19 protein-coding genes are annotated in these 20,997 nt (G+C 74.9%); 3 read left to right on the top strand and 16 right to left on the bottom strand.

The window, feature by feature from the left end; translation table 11 throughout:
• Positions 1-99 precede the first annotated feature (99 nt).
• Positions 100-849 carry an RlpA-like double-psi beta-barrel domain-containing protein gene (locus BTM25_RS28855; RefSeq protein WP_168212275.1) on the top strand — a complete coding sequence of 250 codons (750 nt, stop codon included), beginning with the start codon at positions 100-102 and terminating at the stop codon, positions 847-849.
• On the opposite strand, the gene BTM25_RS28860 is transcribed toward BTM25_RS28855, so the two are convergent.
• From BTM25_RS28860 to BTM25_RS28875, 4 genes are read right to left on the bottom strand one after another with little or no spacing between them, the layout of a single operon-like run.
• Positions 846-2,453 carry an adenylate/guanylate cyclase domain-containing protein gene (locus BTM25_RS28860; RefSeq protein ID WP_103566833.1) on the bottom strand — a complete coding sequence of 536 codons (1,608 nt, stop codon included), beginning with the start codon at positions 2,451-2,453 and terminating at the stop codon, positions 846-848. The genes BTM25_RS28855 and BTM25_RS28860 overlap by 4 nt on opposite strands.
• 48 nt (positions 2,454-2,501) lie before the next feature.
• Positions 2,502-3,893, bottom strand: coding sequence for a vWA domain-containing protein (locus BTM25_RS30790; RefSeq protein ID WP_103566834.1), 1,392 nt, complete (start codon positions 3,891-3,893; stop codon positions 2,502-2,504).
• Positions 3,894-3,895: 2 nt separating this feature from the next.
• On the bottom strand, positions 3,896-4,768 hold the full coding sequence (locus tag BTM25_RS28870) for an AAA family ATPase (RefSeq protein WP_103566836.1): 873 nt from the start codon (positions 4,766-4,768) through the stop codon (positions 3,896-3,898).
• Positions 4,765-5,184, bottom strand: a complete 420-nt coding sequence (locus tag BTM25_RS28875) for a hypothetical protein (RefSeq protein ID WP_235828758.1) — start codon at positions 5,182-5,184, stop codon at positions 4,765-4,767. The genes BTM25_RS28870 and BTM25_RS28875 overlap by 4 nt, the downstream gene beginning before the upstream one ends.
• 156 nt (positions 5,185-5,340) lie before the next feature.
• Between BTM25_RS28875 and BTM25_RS28880 the strand changes: the two genes are divergently transcribed.
• Entirely contained in the window at positions 5,341-5,640 is a 300-nt protein-coding gene (locus tag BTM25_RS28880; RefSeq protein ID WP_103566838.1) for a hypothetical protein, read from the top strand.
• On the opposite strand, the gene BTM25_RS28885 is transcribed toward BTM25_RS28880, so the two are convergent.
• The 11 genes from BTM25_RS28885 to BTM25_RS28935 all read right to left on the bottom strand — a co-directional run bounded on the left by BTM25_RS28885 (position 5,641) and on the right by BTM25_RS28935 (position 18,853).
• Positions 5,641-7,839, bottom strand: a complete 2,199-nt coding sequence (locus tag BTM25_RS28885; RefSeq protein ID WP_103566839.1) for an acyl-CoA dehydrogenase — start codon at positions 7,837-7,839, stop codon at positions 5,641-5,643. It abuts the gene before it with no gap.
• 75 nt (positions 7,840-7,914) lie between these two features.
• The gene (locus BTM25_RS28890; protein WP_103566841.1) at positions 7,915-8,907 is read right to left on the bottom strand and encodes a TerC/Alx family metal homeostasis membrane protein; all 993 of its coding nucleotides are present in this window, start codon (positions 8,905-8,907) and stop codon (positions 7,915-7,917) included.
• A gap of 186 nt (positions 8,908-9,093) precedes the next feature.
• Positions 9,094-10,287, bottom strand: a complete 1,194-nt coding sequence (locus BTM25_RS28895; RefSeq protein WP_407923419.1) for a glycosyltransferase family 4 protein — start codon at positions 10,285-10,287, stop codon at positions 9,094-9,096.
• A 1-nt stretch (position 10,288) separates the two neighbouring features.
• A complete protein-coding gene (murJ, locus tag BTM25_RS28900) occupies positions 10,289-11,905 on the bottom strand; it encodes a murein biosynthesis integral membrane protein MurJ (protein ID WP_103566843.1) in 1,617 nt (538 codons plus the stop codon).
• Positions 11,906-11,954: 49 nt separating this feature from the next.
• The gene (locus BTM25_RS28905) at positions 11,955-12,881 is read right to left on the bottom strand and encodes a hypothetical protein (protein WP_103566844.1); all 927 of its coding nucleotides are present in this window, start codon (positions 12,879-12,881) and stop codon (positions 11,955-11,957) included.
• Between the two features lie 7 nt (positions 12,882-12,888).
• Positions 12,889-13,845 (bottom strand): copper transporter, encoded by a 957-nt coding sequence (locus BTM25_RS28910; protein ID WP_103566846.1) that lies wholly within the window; start codon positions 13,843-13,845, stop codon positions 12,889-12,891.
• Positions 13,842-15,077, bottom strand: a complete 1,236-nt coding sequence (gene steA, locus BTM25_RS28915; protein WP_205648323.1) for a putative cytokinetic ring protein SteA — start codon at positions 15,075-15,077, stop codon at positions 13,842-13,844. The genes BTM25_RS28910 and steA overlap by 4 nt, the downstream gene beginning before the upstream one ends.
• Before the next feature lie 39 nt (positions 15,078-15,116).
• Entirely contained in the window at positions 15,117-16,814 is a 1,698-nt protein-coding gene (recN, locus tag BTM25_RS28920; RefSeq protein ID WP_103566899.1) for a DNA repair protein RecN, read from the bottom strand.
• A 53-nt stretch (positions 16,815-16,867) separates the two neighbouring features.
• Positions 16,868-17,803: an NAD kinase gene (locus BTM25_RS28925; protein WP_103566848.1), complete on the bottom strand. Its 936-nt coding sequence runs from the start codon at positions 17,801-17,803 to the stop codon at positions 16,868-16,870.
• Between the two features lie 52 nt (positions 17,804-17,855).
• The gene (locus tag BTM25_RS28930) at positions 17,856-18,665 is read right to left on the bottom strand and encodes a TlyA family RNA methyltransferase (RefSeq protein WP_103566850.1); all 810 of its coding nucleotides are present in this window, start codon (positions 18,663-18,665) and stop codon (positions 17,856-17,858) included.
• Positions 18,662-18,853 (bottom strand): hypothetical protein, encoded by a 192-nt coding sequence (locus tag BTM25_RS28935; protein ID WP_103566851.1) that lies wholly within the window; start codon positions 18,851-18,853, stop codon positions 18,662-18,664. Before BTM25_RS28935 ends, BTM25_RS28930 begins: the two co-directional genes overlap by 4 nt.
• A 116-nt stretch (positions 18,854-18,969) precedes the next feature.
• Here BTM25_RS28935 and BTM25_RS28940 point away from each other — a divergent pair, with 116 nt between their 5' ends.
• Positions 18,970-19,311 (top strand): SCP2 sterol-binding domain-containing protein, encoded by a 342-nt coding sequence (locus tag BTM25_RS28940; protein WP_103566853.1) that lies wholly within the window; start codon positions 18,970-18,972, stop codon positions 19,309-19,311.
• Positions 19,312-19,689: 378 nt separating this feature from the next.
• Here BTM25_RS28940 and BTM25_RS28945 read toward each other — a convergent pair whose 3' ends face one another.
• Positions 19,690-20,694: an HAD-IIA family hydrolase gene (locus BTM25_RS28945; protein WP_103566855.1), complete on the bottom strand. Its 1,005-nt coding sequence runs from the start codon at positions 20,692-20,694 to the stop codon at positions 19,690-19,692.
• Positions 20,695-20,997 lie beyond the last annotated feature (303 nt).

A 20,997-nucleotide genomic window follows, 5' to 3' on the forward strand; every position in this document is an offset into this window, starting at 1 on the left:
AACGGACAGATTCCCCTGGCTCCGGGCAGACGTGCGGGCGGCCCGCGGCGTAGGGTCGCGGGCGGCGTGCGTCCGGCACGTCCGGAAGGCGGGGGTTCCATGCGGGTGCGGGGTCCGGGCGCGGTCGTCGGCGGTCTCGCCCTGCTGGGCGCCCTCGCGGGCTGCGGCGCCCGGTCGGACGCGTCCGTCCAGGAGGCCGCGCCGCCGCCCGTCGCCACCGCGCCGTCGAGTTCGCCGCCCGTGACGCCTGTGCCTTCCGCGACGCCCGAGAACGCGGCGGACGCCCGGCCCGGCAAGCCGCTCGGCGCGCCGAGGAGCTGGAAGATCACCACGTACTACACGGCCGTGGAGTCGGTGCACCACGGCAGGCCGAAGGCCGTCAAGGGCTGCCCCGAGCTGCACTGCTCGCACGGGCGGACGCCACTCGGCTCCTACCCCGAAGACTTCCTCGCGGTCGTCCAGATGGAGGGCGCCGGACGGCTCACGTCCGGGGCGAACAAGGGCCGCTACCTCAACTGGTCGCACAGCGTCGGGTGGTGGCTGGACGACTCCACGCGCGACTCGAGGGCGCGTCCGCTCGTCCCGTGGAAGACGGCGGCGGCCGACCGGTCCGTCCTCGCGCGGGGGCAGCGGTTCCTGATCACCGACTGCGGCCGGGACGACGCGGGCCGGGCCGTCCCGGCGGACGTCTGCGCGGCGTTCCGGCGGGCGACCTTCACGGTGACGGACCTGTTCCGTCCGGGCTACGGCGGGCAGCACCACGCGGACGTCTACGTGGGCGAGGAGACCGGCCCCGGCTTCGCCGCGTTCGCGACGACGCTGACCGGCGCGTCGCTCGCCGCGGGCTAGCGCCCGGCCGCGTCCGCCGTCGCGGCCTCGGCGGCGGGCGCGGGGACGGGCGCGGCGAGCCGGGTGGGCTCGGTCCGGCCGCGCAGCACGACCTCGTCGCCGAGTTCCCAGTGCGCGGCCTCGGGGTCGCCGGCCTCGGCCACGACCGTCCCGGCCGCCAGCACGAGCGCGGGCGTCGACTTGGCGAGGTCGGTGAGCCGCGCCGCCTCGTTCACCGGGTCGCCGATGACGGTGTACTCGAACCGCTCCTCCGCGCCGATGTGCCCGGCGACGGCCTCGCCCGCCGAGACCCCGACGGCCGCCGACACGCCCGGTACCTCGGCGCGCAGCCGGGCGGCCAGCTCGCGGCCGGCCGCGAGGGCGCGGGCGGGCGCGCCGTCCAGGTCCAGCGGGGCGCCGAAGATCGCCAGCGCCGCGTCGCCCTCGAACTTGTTGATCCAGCCGCCGTGCCGTCCGACGACCTCCACGACGACGCCGAAGAACGCGTTGAGCAGCGCGACGACCTCGCTCGGCGGCCGGTCGGCGGCCAGCCGCGTCGAGCCGATGATGTCCACGAACAGCACCGCGACCCGGCGCGTCTCGCCGCCGAGGTCGATGCCGCGTTCGAGCGCGACGCGGGCGACGTCCGGGCCTACCTGCCGTCCGAAGAGGTCTTGCAAACGTTCGTGCTCGCGCAGGCCCGCCGCCATGTGGTTGAACCCGGCCTGGAGCAGTCCGACCTCGCTGGCGTCGTAGACGGGCACCTCCACGTCCAGGTCGCCGCGTTCGATGCGCGCGAGCCCGAACCGCACCGACTCCACCGGATCGGCGATGGCGTGCGCGGCGCCGTAGGTGACGGCGAACCCGACGACGAGCGCGGTCCCGCCGAGGACGAGGGCGGCGACCGCGAAGTCCCGCAGCGTCACCTTCGCGAAGACGATCGAGCCGACGGCGAGCGCGACGAGCCCGAGGATCGGCACCGCCGTCCCGAGCGCCCACGCCAGCACCGACCGCGCCACCACGCCCGGCAGCCCGGTCCGCGCCGGGGTCCCCGAGCGCAGCGCGGCCGTGACGGCGCGGCGCAGCAGCCGTTCGGTGAGCAGGTAGACGATCGTGCAGGTCGTGAGGCCGCCGAGCAGGCTCGTCAGGCCGAGCTTGGCGGCCAGCAGCGGCGAGAAGACGGCGTTGATCACGACCCAGCCGACCGAGCCGATCCCCCACAGCATCAGGTGGACGGCCATCATCCGCAGCGGCGCGTACAGCAGCGCGGACCGCTCGCCGGGCCGCGCGCCCTCGTCGCGCTCCACGATCCGCCGGACGCCCCGGAACACCCGCGCCCCGAGCACCAGCCCGACCGGCACGGCCAGCGCGACGTAGACGGTGAACAGCCAGACGTTGATCGTCTCCAGCCGGGCCGGGATGTCGCCGTCGGGGTTCGGCACGACGAGCGTGAACAGGAAGACGACCAGCGCGCCGCCGAGGTTGGCCAGGCCCGTGGCGATCGTGACCAGGCGCCGGGCGCGGCGGACGATCGTCGTCCGCGAGTCGCCGGGACGTCCGTCGATGAGCCGCCAGAGCACCGCGAACGGCGTCCGGCGCGCGCGGGGCGCCCTGTCGAACTCCATGAGCGGCAGATTAGTGGGTCGAATCGGATGTTCCGCACATCACACGCGTCAGGCCAGCTCCTCGACGAACGAGGTGAGCTGGTCCAGGTTGCGGCACTCGACCATCGGCACGATCGCGCCGTAGCGGGACGCGGCCGAGTCCCCGGTGTCCCACAGGCCGCGCGGCTCGGGGTTCAGCCAGTACGCGTGCCGCGCCCGGCCGGCCATCGCCTCCAGGACGGGCAGGGACAGCTCGCCGTAGTTGGAGCGGGCGTCGCCGAGGACGAGCAGGGACGTCCGGGGCCCGATCGCGTCGGCGTACCGCTCCTCGAACACCTTGATCGCGTGGCCGTAGTTGCTGCGGCCGGTGATCCAGACCAGGTCGGCCTCGCGCGCCATCCGGGTCATCGCGGCGGCCACGTCCGCGCCCGGCGCGAAGAACTTGGTGATCTCGTCGGTGGTGTCGATGAACGCGAACGCCCGGACCCGGCTGAACTGCTCGCGCAGCGCGAACGTCAGCAGCAGCGTGAAGTGCGCGAACGCCGACACCGAGTCGCTGGCGTCGCAGAGGATCACGAGGTCGGGCCGGTGCGGGCGGCGCGGCCGGTGCCGGGTGGTGAGCGGGACGCCGCCGCTGGCCAGCGACGCCCGGACGGTCCGCCGGAAGTCCAGCCGCCCCCGGTCGCCCGCCCGGTTGCGCTGCGCCAGCCGGGTGGCGAGGCGCCGGGCCAGCGGGTGGACCTCCCGGCGGAGCCGGTCCAGGTCGGCGCGGTTCGCGCGGCCGAAGTCCAGCCGTTCCAGCGGCGGGCGGACCGACAGCCGGGCCGTCCGCTCGACGCCGGTGTCCTCGGCGATGCGGCGCCGGACCTCGCCCGCCACCAGCCGCTCGAACCGGGCGATCCGGTCGCGGAAGGTGCGGCGCGCGACCCGCTCGGCGAGCCCGCCCCGGTCCCGTCCGGTGAGGACGGCGTTCAGCAGCCCCGCCATCAGCGTGTCCGGGGACAGGGCGCGCAGCACGCCCGAGGAGAACCACGACTCCTGGCCCGGCGTCCGGCCGTAGGACGCGACGGCGTCGCGCGCGAACGCCCGCAGCGCCGCGTCGTCGCCGTCCAGCAGCACGTCGGCCAGCTCGCGGCGGCGCGCCTGCACGCCGGGGTCCAGGGCGGCGGGGATCGGGCGGCCCTCGCCGTCCAGCCGCCGTCCGGGACGGCCCGGGACATGCCCCGCGCCGTCGCCGAGCGCCGCCGGGAACCACAGGTCGAACAGCGTGTCGAACAGCTCGCGGTGCGCGGACCTCTTGACGAGCGTCGCGGCGTACGCGGCGCGCACGGACTCGCGGTCCATCAGGTCCAGGAACTCCAGGGCGCGGACGGCGTCCAGCCCCTCGGCCGTCGACACCGGCAGCCCCGCCTCGCGCAGCGCCGCGACGAACCCCGCGTGCCGGCCGACCAGGGACGCCACGGTCAGCCCCGCAGGCCCAGCTCCGCCGCCGCGCGCTCCTGGTCGGAGACGTGCTTGAGCACGACGCCGAGGGTGCGGGCGACGGCGGTCTCGTCCAGCTCGTCCAGGCCGAGGGCCAGCAGGGTGCGCGCCCAGTCGATCGTCTCGGCGATGGACGGCGCCTTCTTCAGCTCCAGGTCGCGCAGCGCCGCGACCGTCCGGACGAGCTGCTCGGCCAGCGACGCCTCGATGCCCGGCACCCGCGCCAGCACGATCGCGCGCTCGCGCTCGGCCGTCGGGTAGTCCAGGTGCAGGTACAGGCAGCGCCGCTTCAGCGCCTCCGACAGCTCCCGCGCCGCGTTGGAGGTGATGACGACGAACGGGCGGCGCACGGCGGCGATCGTCCCGAGTTCGGGGATCGTCACCTGGTAGTCCGACAGGACCTCCAGCAGCAGGCCCTCCACCTCGACGTCGGCCTTGTCGGCCTCGTCGATGAGCAGGACCGTCGGGTCCGGGCGGCGGATCGCCGCCAGCAGCGGGCGCTCCAGCAGGAACTCGGCGGAGAAGATGTCGTCGTGCGTCTCCTGCCAGGCCCGGTCCGACGGGGCGGCCTGGATCGCGAGGAGCTGCTTCTTGTAGTTGAACTCGTACAGGGCGCGGGCCTCGTCCAGGCCCTCGTAGCACTGGAGCCGCAGCAGCCCGGCGCCGGTCGCCGCCGCGACCGCCTTGGCCAGCTCGGTCTTGCCGGTGCCCGCCGGGCCCTCGACCAGCAGCGGCTTGCCGAGCGCCTGCGCGAGGAACACGGTCGTGGCGACGGGCTCGTCCGCGAGGTACCCGGCGGCGGCGAGCCGCGCGGCGACGTCGTCGGGCGAGGTGAACGCGGCCGGCGCGGTCATCTCCGCTTCGCCTTGCTGTACGTCTGATTCGTCCCCGCGAACACGAGCCTCCCCTTGGCGTCGATCGTCGCACCCCAGTACGACCCCGACTGCGGATCCCTGCCCTGCCAGGAGAAACGGTACTTGTTCTTCCCGTCTGGGATGGCCTGTCCGGTCCAGAGCGTCTGACCGGCCTGCTTCCAGACGCCCGACCCGTCGGCCTTGAACTCGAAGTAGTCCTTGCGCTCGCCGACCCAGCGGCCCACGAGCACCCGGACGTCCGCGGCCTTCACCGACGGGACCGGCGCCAGCGTGGGCGTCGGCGCGGTCGAGGCGCCGGACGTCCCGTGGCCGGATCCGCCGCACGCCGTGAGGGTGAGCGCCGCGCCGAGCGCGGTCGCGGCGAGGGAGCTGGCGGAACGTGCCCGCAGGCGCATGGGGACCTCCTGAGCGGGGAGAAAGAGGTGACTTATCGACGGGTTACCGTATCCGACCGGACAGCCCGTGTACTTCGAACTCCCTCCCCGGTAGCACCCCGGAGTTCGGCCCCGGGGGTGACGCGGCGCGGGCCGCCGCCTTGTTGGATCGGACGCATGACGACGGCACGCCTCCCCCACGACGAGCTGGCCGCGGCGATGGCCGCGCGCCGTGAGCTCGGCCCCGACTACGACGCCGCGTTCGCGCAGGCCATCGCCGACCGCGTCCAGGAGCTGGCGACCGTCCGGCCCGCGCCCCGGCGCCTGCTGGACGCCGGCTTCGTGCTGGCGGTCCTGTCCCTGGCGGCGGCGATCCCGCTGAGCGCGATCGCCGCCGTCCAGGCGGGACTGCCGGGCCTCGCCGTGGTGTGGACGGGCGTCGTGCTGTTCAACGCCGTCCACGCGCGACGGACCTGATCACTTCCCCGGCTCGGGGTCGCGCGGCAGCCCGAGCAGCCGCTCGCCGATGATGTTGAGCTGCACCTCGGTGGTGCCGCCGTAGATCGTCATCGCGCGGCTGAACAGCATCGCCCGGCCGACGATCCCGCTCTCGGCCATCGGGACCTCGGTCGCCCCCGCGTCGCCCTGCGCCGCCCAGCAGAAGTCGGCGACGTCCTGGTTGAACTGGACGCCGAGCAGCTTGCGCACGCTCGCCTCCGCGCCCGGCTCGACGCCGTTGAGCTGCTTGAGCGTGGTGCGCAGCGACAGCAGGTCGATCGAGTGGCCCTGCGCGACGAGCCTGCCGACCTCGCTGACGGTGCCCGCGTCGGGCGTCCGGTCGGCGAAGAACGCGAGCAGTTCCTCGACGCCCATCCCGAGGCCGCCGCTGCCCGTGGACAGCGACACCCGCTCGTTGGACAGCGTGTTGCGCGCGACCTGCCAGCCCTTGCCGACCTCGCCGACCACGCGGTCGTCGGGGACGAAGACGCCGTCGAGGAACACCTCGTTGAAGATCGCCTCGCCGGTCAGCTCCTTGAGCGGCCGGACGTCGACGCCCTCGGACTTCATGTCCACCAGGAAGTAGGTGATCCCGTCGTGCTTGGGCCCGGACGCGTCGGTGCGCGCGATGCAGAAGCCCCACTGCGCGAACTGCGCGAGCGACGTCCAGATCTTCTGCCCGGTGAGCCTCCAGCCGCCCTCGACCCGCTCGGCCCGCATCGACAGCGACGCGAGGTCCGACCCGGCGCCCGGCTCGGAGAAGAGCTGGCACCAGACCATCTGGCCGCGCAGCGTCGGCCGCAGGAACCGTTCCTGCTGCTCCCGCGTCCCGTACCGGACGAGCGACGGCACCAGCCAGGCGCCGATCATGAGGCTCGGCGGCTTGACGCCCGCGCGCTTCAGCTCCTGCTGGATGACGATCTGCTCCACCGGCCCGGCGTCCCGGCCCCACGGCGCGGGGAAATGGGGAACGGTCCAGCCCGCGTCGCCCATCCGGGTGTTCAGCTCGCCCTTGTCCTCGATCGCGGCCAGCTCGGCGATCTCGGCGCGGACGCGCTCGCGCAGCGGCCGGGTGTCGTCGTCCAGCTCCAGCTCGACGGGCCGACGCCCGCCGGCCAGGGCCCGCTCCCCGACCGTGTGCGCCCACGCGCCGGGCGAGCCGAGCAGCGCCCGCAGCGTCAGCGTCCGGCGCAGGTAGAGGTGGGCGTCGTGCTCCCAGGTGAACCCGATGCCGCCGAGGATCTGGATCGCGTCGCGCGCGGTGCGGACCCCGGCGTCGACCGCGACGACGGCGGACACGGCCGCCGCGAAGCCCGCCTCGGGGACGTCCTCGTCCAGGGCGCGGGCGGCGTCCCAGGCGACGGCGCGGGCCTGCTCGGCGGCGATGAGCATCCGGGCGGCCTTGTGCTTGACGCCCTGGAACTGCCCGATCGGGCGGCCGAACTGCTCGCGGACCTTGGCGTACTCGGCGGCGGTCGTGACGAGCCAGTCCGCCGCGCCGGCCGCCTCCGCGCCGAACAGCGCGGCGGCGAGGTCCCGGACGGCGGCGGTGGTGAGGCCGTCCAGCACCCGCTCGGCGGGGACCTCGGCGCCGGACGCCTCGACCCGGGCGACGCGCCGGACGCGGTCCAGGCTCTCCACCGCCGTGACGGTCGTGTCGGCGGCGTCCACGACGACCCACGCGGTCTCGGCGCCGATCGCGACCGGAAGCACGAGCAGGTCGGCCAGGGACGCGCCGAGGACGGTCTCCGCCGCGCCGTCCACCACGACCGTCCCGCCGTCGCGGCGTCCGGTGAAGGACCCGGTCAGCGCGACGGCGGCGGTGCGGGACCCGTCGGCGAGGGCGGGCAGCAGCGCGTCCCGCGCCTTGGCGTTGCCCCCGGCCCGCACGGCCGCGCTCGCGAGGACGGTCGGGAGGAACGGGCCGGGCGCGGCGGCGCGGCCCAGCTCCTCCACCGCGACGGCGAGTTCCAGCAGCCCGAAGCCCTGCCCGCCGTGCGCCTCGTCCAGGTGGAGTCCCAGCAGGCCCTGCTCGGCCAGGGCCGGCCAGAAGGGCGGCCGGGCCTCCGCATCGGCCTCCAGCGCCGCCCGGACGACTCCGGCGGGGATGTTGCGCTCGGCGAACCCGCGCACCGATGCGGCGAGGGCCTCATGCTCCTCGGTGAGCCCGATGGCCATGCGTCACCTTCTCTCGACCTGTCCGACGGCGATTCTAGAACAGCATTCGGGCCGCGTCGCCAGGTGATCTGGGTCTCACTCCGTCCGGTCGCGGCCCACCGGCACGCCTTCGGCCGGGTCGGCGGTCCCGGCGCGCCGCCGGCCGACCGTGAGGCTCGCGACCGTCGTCGCCGCCAGTGTTCCCCCGATGACGGCCAGCGAAAGCCAGATCGGCACGTCCGGCGCCCAGGCGACGCCGTACTCGTGCAGCGCGTGCAGCACGAGCTTCACGCCGATGAAGCCGAGGATGAACGCCAGGCCGCGGCCGAGGTACACGAGACGGTCGAGCAGGCCGCCGAGCAGGAAGAAGAGCTGCACCAGGCCCATCAGCGCGAACGTGTTGGCGGTGAACACCAGGTAGGGCTCGGTGGTGAGGCCGAAGATCGCCGGGATCGAGTCCAGGGCGAACAGGACGTCGGTGGAGCCTATGGCGAGGACGACGATGAACAGCGGGGTGACCATCCGCCTGCCGTCGCGGCGGGTGAACAGCCGTCCGCCCTCGAACGCGTCGGTCGTCGGCAGGATCCGCCGGGCGCGCTTGAGCAGCCGGTTCTCGGTGAACTCGTCATCGTCCCCGCCGCGGACCAGGCCGACCGCCGTCCAGAGCAGGAACGCGCCGAAGACGAAGAACGCCCAGGTGAACGCCGACAGGGCCGCCGCGCCCACCGCGATGAACGCGCCCCGCAGCACGAGCGCGATGACGATGCCCGCCATCAGCGCGGTGTGCTGCGACGCCTTCGGCACGGCGAACCGCGTCAGGATCACCATGAACACGAAAAGGTTGTCGACGCTGAGGCTCTTCTCGGTGACGAAGCCCCCGAAGAACTGCGCGGCGTGCTCGCCGCCCGAGAACGCCCAGACACCGGCGCCGAACGCCACCGCGAGACCGAGGTAGACCACCGACCAGAACGCGGCGCGGCGGGTGGTGAACTCCCGGCCGTCGGCGCGGTGGATGAGCAGCAGGTCGGCGAGGATGACGGCGAGGATCCCGGCCAGGGTCAGGATCCAGACCCAGGGTGCGACGTGCATGAACGTACCTCCGACTGAGAACGTCGGAGGTCTCTCCCGCCCGCAGGGCCGGACCGGCGGCCCCGGGCCGGCATGGGCCGACCGTAATGACGGAACCGTCGCGCAGGGATACTCCCCTCCACTATCTCCTTCAACGCGCGGGGGCTCGTCCTGGTTCCGGCGAACCGGGACTTTTCTGGAACGGTCTCAGCGGAGCGCGCGGTACAGCACGGCGAGCTGCTCGACCGCGTCCGCCTCCGAGGGGAGGGCGGCCGCGCGCAGCGCCCCGGCCGTCCCGAGCCGCACGGCCAGCGCCGCGTCGTCCAGGACCCGGTTCACGGCCCGCTCCAGCGCCGCCGCGTCGCCCGGCGGGACGAGCAGCGCCGCGTCGCTCTCGGGCCCCTGCAACGGCGATCCGGCGGCCTGGCCGCGCGCGGACGCCCCGACCATCGCCGGGATCCCGCCCACGCGGGTGGCGACCAGCGGCCGGCCCGCCCGCATGATCTCCTGGACGATCAGCGGCTGCCCCTCCCACACGCTCGGCACCACCGCGACGTCGGCGGCGGCGAGCAGGTCCGGGACGTCGGAGCGGCGGCCGAGCAGCCGCACCGGGAGGTCCTCGGCGGCGATGCGGGCGGCGAGATCGTCCTCCAGCGGGCCGTCCCCGGCGACGGCGACCAGCGGCACCGGGTCGCGGCGCGCCCAGCCCGCCGCCGCGTCCAGCAGCGTCGAGAGGCCCTTCTGCTCGGCGAGCCGTCCCACCGCGAGGACCAGCGGCCGGTCGCCGACGCCGAGCCGGGCGCGGACGTCGGGGCGGACGGCCGGGCCGGGGCTGGAGCGCGGCGGCGGCGCGGGCACGAACGCGGCCTGGACGCGCCGCGCCCCGAGCGACCGCATCCGTTCCTCCAGGTCCGGGGAGACGCCGAGCACCGCGTCCGCGCCGCGGGCCACGACGCGTTCCAGCAGCCCGTACACGGCGGCGGTGCGCCCGCCCGCGAGGACGGCGTTGTGCAGGGTGACGGCGAGCGGCGTGCGGCCCCGGCCGATCCGCAGCGGCCCGACGGCCGGCCGGACGCCCGCCGCGACGGCCAGCGCCCCCGCCCGCAGCCCGTGCGCGTGGACGACGTCCGCGTGCCGCAGCAGCCGCCGCAGCCGCGCCACCGCCCGCGCGTCCCGGGCCGGGCGCGGCCGGTCGGCGAGGTCCACGGCCGCGAACCGCGCCCCGGCCGAGGTGAACGAGAACAGCTCCTCGGTCGCGGCCGGTCCGCAGACCAGCACGCGGGCGCCGCGCGCCGTGAGCCCGGCCGCGACCGACCGGACGTGCCGGCCCACTCCCCCGCCGCTGGTCCCGAGGACGAGGGCCACGCGCAGCCCGTCCAGGTCGCGTTCCACGGGCTTCACGTCAGGGCACATCGCGTGCGAACCTCCGGCTGAGGACGGCGCGGAGGTCCCGCCCGTCGATCACGAACGTCACCGCCAGGAACACCGTCCCGGCGGCCAGTGCTGCCAGCGCGCCCACCGCGACGTCGCGGACCTGCCCGCCGGTGCCGAGCAGCGCCGCGAGACCGTACCCGGTGCCCGCGCCCGCCACCGCCCCGGCCGCCGACGCCGCCAGCGCGCGCGGGACGCCGTGCAGCGCGGCACGGCCCCGGGCGCGGGCGAGGACGCCGAGCAGCAGCGCGCCCGCCGCCGTCATCCCGACGGCGTTGCCGAGGCCGAGCGCCGCGACGACCCAGTGGGCGTCCACGAGCAGGACGAGCACGACGTCGGCGACCATCACGACGGCCCAGCCCGCGACGACGGCGACGGCGCCCGCACGCCCCCGGCGGCACGCGTACAGGACGCGCCCGAGATGCGCCACCAGCCCGTACCCCAGCAGGCCCGGCGCGAACGCGAGCACGGCGCGGGCCAGCACCTCCTGCTGGTCGGCCCGGCCCGGGTTGAACACCGCCGCCGCCGGGACGGCCACGGCCGCGAGCACCGCCGCCCCCGCGCACGACACGAGCAGCACGGCCCGGGTCGTGGACGCGGTGATCCGGTCGAACGCCGCCGTGTCGTCCGGGCCCGTCCGCGCCGACAGCAGCGGGAACGCGCTCGTCGCGATCGGCACCGCGAGGATCGCCCACGGCAGCAGGTAGATCGACCAGGCGTACTGGTAGTTGGCGAGCGCGCCGCCCGTCCCCCGGTAGCTCAGCCGGACGACCAGCAGCGCCGACACCTGCTGCGCGACGACTGTCGCCAGGCCCGCGACCGCGAGCCGCCGCACCCGCCGCGCGACGCCGGGCGGGAAGCGCAGCGCCGGCCGCAGCCCGAGCTTGAGCCGCCACGCGGCGATTCCGGCGGTCGCGGCCATCGCGACGCCGCCGAGGGCCGTCCCGACCGACAGGGTCAGCTCGGCGCGCGGCGGCAGGTGCGCGAGGTCGTTCTCGAAGCCGCGCCCGAGCGGCGCGTACACCAGGTAGGCGCCGATCACGACGACGCTGGACATCAGCGGCGCGAGCGCGGGCGCGGCGAACCGCCGGTGCGACTGGAGCACCCCGTACAGCACGACCGCCAGCCCGTACATGATCATCTGGGGGGCGAGGACGGTCAGCATGTCCCCGCCGACGCCGACGATGTCGTGCCGCGAGCAGCCGATGAGGTCCGGCCCGACCAGCAGCTCCATGATCGGCCGCGCCAGCAGCGCCATCGCCGCCGACAGCGGCACCATCAGCACGACGACCCAGGTCAGCAGCGCCGACGCGATCCGCCGGACCTCCTCGCGGTCGCCGCGCTCGGCGGGCGCCGCCAGCACCGGCACGACCATGCTCGCGAGCGCCCCGCCCGCGACGATCTCGTAGACGATGCTCGGGATCTGCGTCGAGGTGAAATACGCCTGGCTGAGGCAGGACGTCGTGACGGTCTGGGAGAACACGTACGTCCGGCCGAACCCGGCGAGCCGCGACAGCACCGTGATGACGCCGATGAGGACGGCCGCGCCCGCCAGGCCGCCGGTCAGGCGGCGCAGAGAAGGACTCACCGAAGGGCGCTCACGGGGATCGGGCTCACCGGGACTCGGGGACGGACGGTCAGGACGCGGCGGGCGCGGTCGTCCCGGACGCGGCGGGCACGGGATCCGGCACGGCGACCGGACGGCGGCCCAGCATGTCGAGCCGGTGCAGGACCGGCGTCCGCGCGATGACCTTGGTGAAGCTGACGAACTCGCTGGCGGCGTTGAGCCCCGCGACGCCGGCGAACACCGCGAGGCGCGGCCCGCGCCCGAGCCGGGTGGCGGCCAGGCCGAGCAGCGCGCCGAGCGCGTTCGCGCCCGTGTCGCCGAGCATGGCCCGCTCGCCGAGGTCGGCGGGCAGCAGCGCGGCGGCGGCGCCGAGCGGCGCGGCCGTGACGGCGCCGCCCGCCGTGAACGCCAGCGGCGCCCCGGCCAGCAGCCCGACCTTGATCGCGCGGCCGGGCCGCAGGTCGAACAGGTTCATGAGGTTGGCGCCGCCCGCGATGAGCGCGCCGTTCAGCACGGTGTCGAACAGCCGTCCGCCCCGCGACGGCGCGGGCGACCCGGCGACGGCGGCGGCGGCCAGCCCGGCGGCCCCGATCCCGAGGATCTTCACCGCGCCGGTCGTGACCTGGCCGCGCGCCAGCGCGCCGAGGTGGCCCTTGAACCCGCGCGAGGCGCCCGACCCGAACAGGTCGTCGTAGCCGCCGAGCGCGCCGGGGACCGTCCCGGCCAGCAGCGCCGCCGCGCGCAGCCGCAGCGGCAGGCCCGGCAGCAGCAGCCCGGCGGACGCGGCGCCCGCGACGAACGCGGGGCCCTCCAGCAGCGTCACGGGCTCGCCGCGGTGGTTGGTGCGCCCCCACAGCTCGTCCCCGGCCACGCCGCCGAAGCCCGGCGTCCGCGCGGTCAGCGAGGCGTAGGCGGCGCGGGCGGCGGCGGCGCCGAGCGCCGCGCCCGCCAGCAGCCGGACGGTGCCGCGCACGCGGCCGTTCCTGCTCGCAGTCATCGGTGTGTCATCCGTTCTTCCCGGCGGCGGGCGCGGGGGACGGCAGGTATCCGCTCGCGTCCGAGCCCGTGCCGTACTGCCCCGACTTGCCGCTCAGCTCGTTCTGGAGGACCAGGATCGTCACGACCTGGCCGGAGGCGGTGTCGGCCGTGTCGACGGCCGACACGGTCTTTCTCATGTCGGAGTCGCGCAGCGCCGTGATCAGGCCGCCCTCCTGGGCCGCCTGCTGCGGGCCGCCGACGACGGCGCCGCGTCCGGCGGCGTCCAGCGCGCCCGTCACCGACAGCAGCGCCTTGTTGGCGGCGTCGCCGCCGGTGTAGGTGTAGGGGGTGGACGGCGCGACCATGACGGCGAGTGTCGCATGCTGGGCGGGCTTCCCGCTGAGGGTCAGGTAACCCGCCTGCTGGAAGCGGGTGAGGATCGCGCTGCCGGACGCGTCCTCCCGTCCGATCTGCGCCGCGTTCCGCGTCACGAGCGCCGACGCGAGCGCCACTCCGGCCTTCTCGTAGGCGTCGGTGTCCCCGGAGAAGGTCACCCCCGGCGGGCGGAGCTGGGTGGCGAGCTGGTCGACGGTCGCGCCCTCGCGCGCGTCCAGGAACTTGGCCTGGATCGTGACGCGGCCGGTGACGGTCGCGCCCGCCGCCTTGGCCAGGTCGCCGATCTTCTCCAGCCCGTCGTTGCCCGCGCCGGGCGCCTCGACCAGCACGACCGACTGGCCCTTGAGCCGGCCTTCGACGACCTGCGCGCCGAGGCCGCGCGCGAACTGCTCCTCGCCGCGCGTCTGGGCGGTGAGGCGGCTCTGCTCCTGCCGCAGCGCCTCGTTGCGCTTGGCCGCGGTGTTGGCCTCCCGCTTCAGCCCGGCCGTCACCGAGTCCGACAGGGTGGTGGAGCCGAGGATGATCCCGAGGGCCAGCGCGAGGAAGATCGCGACGATGGAGACGAGGTGGTAGCGGAAGTCGATCACGAGAAGAGTCCGGTCAGCCAGAAGAGGAAGGCGTGCCAGCGGTCGGCCAGCAGGGGACGGATGACGTCTCCCGCGGGGGACATGAACACGGCGGTGGACATGGCGACGAACGCGCCGATGACGAGGAACAGCAACTGCCAGGTGGAGATCCGGCTGCGGTAGAGCCTGCTGACGCCCTTGGCGTCCACGAGCTTGCTGCCGACGCGCAGCCGGGTGAGGAACGTGCTGGCCATGCCCGCGCGGCCCTTGTCGAGGAACTCGACCATGTTCGCGTGCGTGCCGACCGCGACGATGAGCGTGGCGCCCTTGTCGTCGGCGAGCAGCATCGCGATGTCCTCGCTGGTGGCGGTCGCCGGGAACGTCACCGCCTCCCGCCCGAGGTCGTGGACGCGCTTGAGCCCCGGCGCCCGCCCGTCCCGGTAGGCGTGGACGACGATCTCCGCGCCGCACGTCAGCGCGCCGTCCGACACCGAGTCCATGTCGCCGACGATCATGTCGGGGCGGTAGCCGGCCTCCAGCAGGGCGTCCGCGCCGCCGTCCACGCCGATGAGGACGGGCCGGTACTCGCGGATGTAGGGGCGCAGCGCGGCGATGTCCTCGCGGTAGTGGTAGCCGCGCACGACGATCAGCGCGTGCCGTCCGCTGATCTTCGTCTGGACGTCGGGGACGCCGACGCCGTCGATGAGCAGGTCGCGCTCGCGCTTGACGTACTCCATCGTGTTCTCGACGAACGCCTCGAGCTGGTCGGCCAGGCCCGCCTTGGCCTCGGCCAGCGCCTCCTCGACGGTCGCGAGGGTCTGCTCGGTGCCGGTGGCGACGGTCTCGTCCCCGCGCCGCACCGCGCCGCCCTCCACGAGGACCTGGTCGCCCTCGCCGAGCGCCGTGAAGATCTCGGGGCCGACGCCGTCCACCAGCGTGATGCCCGCGTCCACGAGGATCTGCGGGCCGAGGTTCGGATACCGGCCCGAGATGCTCGGCGCGACGTTCACCACCGCCGAGACCTGGCACGACACCAGCGCCTCGGCGCTGACGCGGTCGAGGTCGACATGGTCGATGACGGCGACCTCGCCGGGCTGGAGCCGCTTGGTGAGGTTCTTGGTGCGCTTGTCCAGCCGGACGGTGCCGGTGACGCCCGGACCGTCGCTCCGCCCGCGTCCGAACGCGCGGACGCGCCGCGCCAGCGACGGCGCGAGGCGGATCCGCCGCTCCGCGGCCGGTGACGACTCGTTCATCGTTCCCTCATCCTGCCAGAGCACGGGAACGCGCACGCCTCACCGCTCGCCGGCGGCCAGGCCGAGCAGTTCCTCGGCGTGGGCGCGGCCCAGCTCGGAGTCCTCCAGCCCGGCCAGCATCCGGGACAGCTCGCGGACGCGGCCCTCCCGGTCCAGCGCGGTGACGCCGCTGCGCGTGACCGACCCGTCGTCGGCCTTCTCCACCAGCAGGTGCTGGTCGGCGAACGCCGCGACCTGCGGAAGGTGCGTCACGACGATCACCTGGGCGTTGCGGGCCAGCCGCGCGAGCCGGCGGCCGATCTCGACGGCGGCCTTCCCGCCGACGCCCGCGTCCACCTCGTCGAACACGAAGGTCGGCACCGGGTCGGCGCCCGCGAACACCACCTCGATCGCGAGCATCACGCGCGACAGCTCACCGCCGGACGCGCCCTTGTTCAGCGGCAGCGGCCGGGCGCCCGGGTGCGGGGCGAGCAGGACCTCGATCTCGTCGGCGCCGTGCGGCCCGTAGTCGGCGGACGGCGTGACGGTCACGTCGACGCGCGCGTGCGGCATCGCGAGCGCGGCCAGCTCGGCGGTGACGGCGGCGGAGAACCGCTCGGCGGCGCGGGTCCGCACGGCCGTCAGCTCCTCGGCCTCGGCGGCCAGGCGCTCGGCCAGCTCGGCGTGCTCGGCGCGCAGCTCGTCGATGCGGTCGTCGTCGCCCGTCAGCTCGGTGAGGCGGGCGGCGGCCGTCCGGGCCCATTCCAGGACGTCCGCGACCGTCCCGCCGTGCTTGCGCGCCAGCGCCGTGACCTCCGCGCGGCGCGCCTGCACGACGGCGAGGCGGGCCGGGTCGGCGTCCACCGACTCGGCGTAGGCGGCGAGGTCGGTCGCGACGTCGGACACCAGGTACCCGGCCTCGGCGAGCCGGTCGGCGTGCCCGCCGAGCTCCGGGTCGTGGTCGCGGACCTGTTCGAGCGCGGCCCGCGCCCGGCCGAGCAGGCTCACGACGTTCGCGGCCTCGAACGCCGCCGCCGGGTCGCCGAGCAGCGCCTCATGGGCGGTGTCGGCCGCCGCCCGCAGCGCGTCGGCGTGGCCCAGGCGCTCCTCCTCGGCGGCGAGGTCGACGTCCTCGCCCTCCTTCGGGTCGACCTTCTCGACCTCCTCCAGGCCGAAGCGCAGCAGTTCGGCCTCGCGGACGCGCTCGGCGGCGCGCGTCGTCAGCTCGTCCAGCAGCGCCGCGACCTTCTTGTGCCGCTGGAACGAGCGCGTGTAGGCGCGCAGCGGCTTGGTCAGCTCGCCGCCCGCGTACCGGTCGAGCGCGGCGCGCTGGCGGCCCGCCTGCAGCAGCCGCTGCTGGTCGGACTGGCCGTGGACGGCCACGAGATCGTCCGCGAGGTTGATCAGCACGCTCACCGGCACGGCACGGCCGCCGAGGTGCGCGCGGGACCGGCCCTCCGCCGACACCGAGCGGGTGACGATGAGCGCGTCGTCGTCCAGCTCGCCGCCCGCCTCCTCGACCCGCTCGGCCACCCGGCCGCCCGGGTCCACGACGAGCCGCCCCTCGACGACCGCGCGGTCCGCGCCGGGCCGCACCCGCTGCGGGTCGGCGCGCCCGCCGAACAGCAGGCCGAGGCTCGTCACCACCATCGTCTTCCCGGCCCCGGTCTCGCCGGTGACGACGTTGAAGCCCGGCGAAAGATCGAGGACGGCCTCGTCGATCACGCCGAGGCCCTGGATCCGCACCTCATCGATCATCGGACGCACCGGCGTCACAACCCCTCGCACAACGGTTTCGGCGGCTGCCGAGATTATCTCTCGTGTCCGGCACCCGGCTCCTCGGGACGCGGGCGGGTCCGTCCGCGCCAGCCCGTCACCGGGAGGCCGAACTTCGTCACCAGCCGGTCGGTGAACGGGGTCAGGTGCAACCGCGCCAGACGCACGGGTTTCGCGCCCCGGCGCACCTCGACGCGGGCGCCGTCCGGCAGGTCGATCATGCGCCGTCCGTCGCACCACAGCACCGCGCCCGGTGTGTCCGCCATCACCTCGATCGCGACGAGCGAGCGCGGCGACACCACCAGCGGACGCGAGAACAGGGCGTGCGCGGAGATCGGCACGACGAGCATCGCCTCGACCTCCGGCCACACCACCGGGCCGCCCGCCGAGAACGCGTACGCGGTCGAGCCGGTCGGGGTCGCGCACACGACGCCGTCGCAGCCCCAGTTCGACAGCGGACGGCCGTCGATCTCGGCGACGACCTCCAGCATCCGCTCCCGCTCGCCCTTCTCCACCGACGCCTCGTTCAGCGCCCAGTTCGTCCCGATCACCGCGCCGTTGCGGCGGACGGTCACGTCGATCGTCATCCGCTCCTCCACGTCGTACCGGTGCGACACGACCCGGTCGACGGTGGCGGCGAGGTCCTCGCGCTCGGCCTCGGCGAGGAACCCGACATGGCCGAGGTTCACGCCGAGCAGCGGCGTCCCGGCGGACCGGGCCAGGTCGGCGGCGCGCAGCAGCGTCCCGTCCCCGCCGAGGACCATGACGACCTCGGCGGCGGCCGCGGCGGACGGGCCGTCGGGCACCACCTCGACGTCGGCGCACCCGATGTCGGCGGCCTCGTCCTCCAGGATGCGCACCGCGATACCGGCCCCGGCCAGCCGGTCGATGACCAGATGCGCGCTCCGGACGGCCTCGGGCCGTCCCGTGTGGGCGACGATCAGCACCGACCGCGCCTGCGGTTCGCTCACTGTGCTTCCCGTTCGCCTACGGCGCGCCTCACGCCGTGCGCTTCCAGCTCGCTCACCGCGGCCCTTCCTCGATCGCGCGGGCGAGGTCGTCCGCGTCCAGGGGCGGCGCTCCCGCCGCCATCCACAAGAAGTACTCCACGTTGCCCGACGGGCCGGGCAGCGGGCTGGCCGTGACGCCCTTGACACCGAGTCCGAGCGTCGCGGCGTGCGCGGCGACGTCCCGGACGGCCTCGGCGCGCAGCTCGGGATCCCGCACCACGCCGCCCGCCCCGACCCGGTCTTTCCCCACTTCGAACTGGGGCTTGACCATGAGCGCGTAGTCGGCGTCCGGCGCGACGCAGCGCCGGATCGAGTCGAGGACGAGCCGCAGCGAGATGAACGAGAGGTCCCCGACGACCAGGTCCGGCCGCGCGGCCTCCGGCTGCCCCAGCGTCTCCGGCGTCAGATCGCGGATGTTGACGCGTTCCAGCACGGTGACGCGGTCGTCGGTGCGCAGGGACCACGCGATCTGCCCATAGCCGACGTCCACGGCGTACACGTGCGCGGCGCCGGCGCGCAGCAGGACGTCGGTGAAGCCGCCCGTGGACGCGCCCGCGTCCAGGCACACCCGGCCCGCCGTCTTCAGGTCCGCGAACGCGGCGAGGGCGCCCGCGAGCTTGTGGCCGCCGCGCGAGACGTAGCCGGGGTCATCGGCGGGCTCGGTCACGACGATCGCCGCTCCCGTCTCGACCTGCGTCGCCGCCTTCGCCGCCTGCTGCCCGCCGACGCGGACCAGGCCGTCGCCGATGAGCTTCGCCGCCTGCTCGCGCGACCGCGCCAGTCCGCGCCGGACGAGTTCGGCGTCGAGCCGCCGCCGCGTCACGGGCGCGGCCCCGGGACCGGCGGCTGCCCGGGCTCGCCGTCCAGCAGTTCCTGGAGCCGCGCGTGGACGTCCTCGAACACCGCCACGTGCGCGGCGACCGGCGCGCCGGGCAGCTCGCCGAGGCGCGCGAGGACCGTGTCGACGCGCGCGTCCCCGGTGTGCGCGTGCGGCGCGGTGCCGTCGGACATCGGCCTCACCTCCTGGAGTGCCCCGGCCCGCGGGTCGCGGGTCGCTCGGGGACCGGTCTGAACGCTACCGTCCCTTCACAGCATCGTTGTCGACCGAACGGGGGAACGGCCTGACCATGGCGAACGAGGACGAATGCCGTGCCGCACTCGACCGGGTCGCCGCCCGGCTCTCCGACGTGGACCCCGAGCGGTTCGCCGAGCACGTGGTGGAGCGCACCATCACCTGCCGGATCCCCGATCTCGGGATCGCGTTCGCGACCCGCGTGCACCCCGGCGGCCTGGACCCCGTGCAGCGCACCGAGGACCCGTCCGCCGGCCAGGTTCGGCTGACGGTGAACAGCGACGACCTCGTCGCCCTCGCCGACGACCGCCTGAACCCCGCCCGCGCGTGGACCTCGGGCCGCCTGCGCGTCGAGGCGAGTTTCACCGACCTCCTGCGCCTGCGCAAAGCCCTCTGACCCACCCGACCATCGCCACAACGGCGAACGCCGCCCACAACGGCCGATGGGACGCGCGACGGCCAACGCAGCACGTGCGAACGCGTCGCGCGACGCCCGACGGGCTACGCGACGCCCGCCAGGCTGCGCGACGCCCGCCAGGCTGCGCGAGGCCGCCGAGGTGCGCGATACCCAGCGGGGTGCGCGACGCTCGAAAGGGTGCGCGAGGCCCGTCGGGGTCCGCGACGTCCCGGGTGTGCGACGGCCAACCGCGTGGAGGTCGCGGCGTGGGCGTGGGAGTCCGGTCCTCGACGTCCTGGGTGTGCGACGGCCTGAGCGTCCATACGTCCGCCACCGCGGCGCGTCACCGCCCCCGCAGGTGCCGCGCACCGCCGCGCCCTAGGCGAGCCCGAGAGCGCGCAACGGGCCGTCGACGGCGTCGGCGGCCGGGGCCGCCGTGTCGCGCCAGGACGCGGCGGCGAGCGCGCGCAGGCCGTCGTACGGATCGCCGGAGCCGTCGACGGAGATCGCGTCGCCGTCGCGCCGGGCGGTCCAGGCGTTGCAGCGCCAGGCGTCCCCGTCCCGGACGACCTCCGGATGGCCGCCGACGAGACCGCCGAGATCGGCCGCCAGATAAGTCGGCCGATGCTCGGGCGGGGCGGTGAGCACGTCGCGCGGCCGGGTGACGCCCGTGAACACCAGCAGGCTGTCGGCGCCGCCGTTGTACGCGCCCTCGATGTCGGTATCGAGCCGGTCCCCGACGACGATCGGATGTTCGGCGCCCGTCCGGACCACCGACTCGTGGTGCAGCGGACGCTCCGGCTTGCCCGTCACGATCGGCTCCACCCCGGTCGCCGACCGGATCACCTGGAGCAGTGAGCCGTTGCCCGGCTTCGGGACGCCGTCCCCGTCCGGAATGGTGCGATCCCCATTGGACCCGACGAACAACGCCCCGGACTGCACCGCCTTCGCGCCCTCCGCGATCAGCCCGTACGACAGACTCGGATCGAAACCCTGAACAACGGCAGCAGGCTTCTCGGCCGCCGTCGACACCGGCCGCAGCCCCCGCGCGTGAAGCGCACGCCGCAAAGCCGCACCGCCGACAACGAGCACTTTGGCCCCGGCGGGAAGCCGCTCGGCGAGAAGCGTCGCGGCGGCCTGCGAGGACGTCACGACATCGGCCGGATCGGCGGGCACGCCGACACTGCCCAACAACGTCGCGACCGCCGAGGGCGTCCGGGACGCGTTGTTGGTGACGAACGCCAGCCGCTGCCCCGACGCACGCGCCTTGGCAAGCGCCTCCGCCGCCCCGGGAACGGGTTTGTGCCCGACGTACACAACCCCGTCGAGGTCGAGCAACGCCACGTCGTACACCTCGCTGAGCGGCCTGTCAGACCCTCGCATCGCACCTCGTCCCTCACGCGGTCGCCACGAACTCCCGAGCGCCACCCGGGATCCCGTCCATCTCACCATCTCCCCTGACCCGCCGCCGAGACTCCCAATCCCCCACACCGAGACGTCTCTCTAGTTTGGACCGCACCCACCAGCACCACCCGCCGCGCACCCGCGATCAAACCCCCGACCGACCATGACGCACACCACACTTCACCCCCGCCAGCACCAGAAACCCACCGCCCCAAAACACGACTTAACAAAGCCCCCACCACACCGCTCACGAAATCATCTCTGACAGAACCCACATCCGCC

Source organism: Actinomadura rubteroloni (genome assembly GCF_002911665.1).
Lineage (GTDB): Bacteria > Actinomycetota > Actinomycetes > Streptosporangiales > Streptosporangiaceae > Spirillospora > Spirillospora rubteroloni.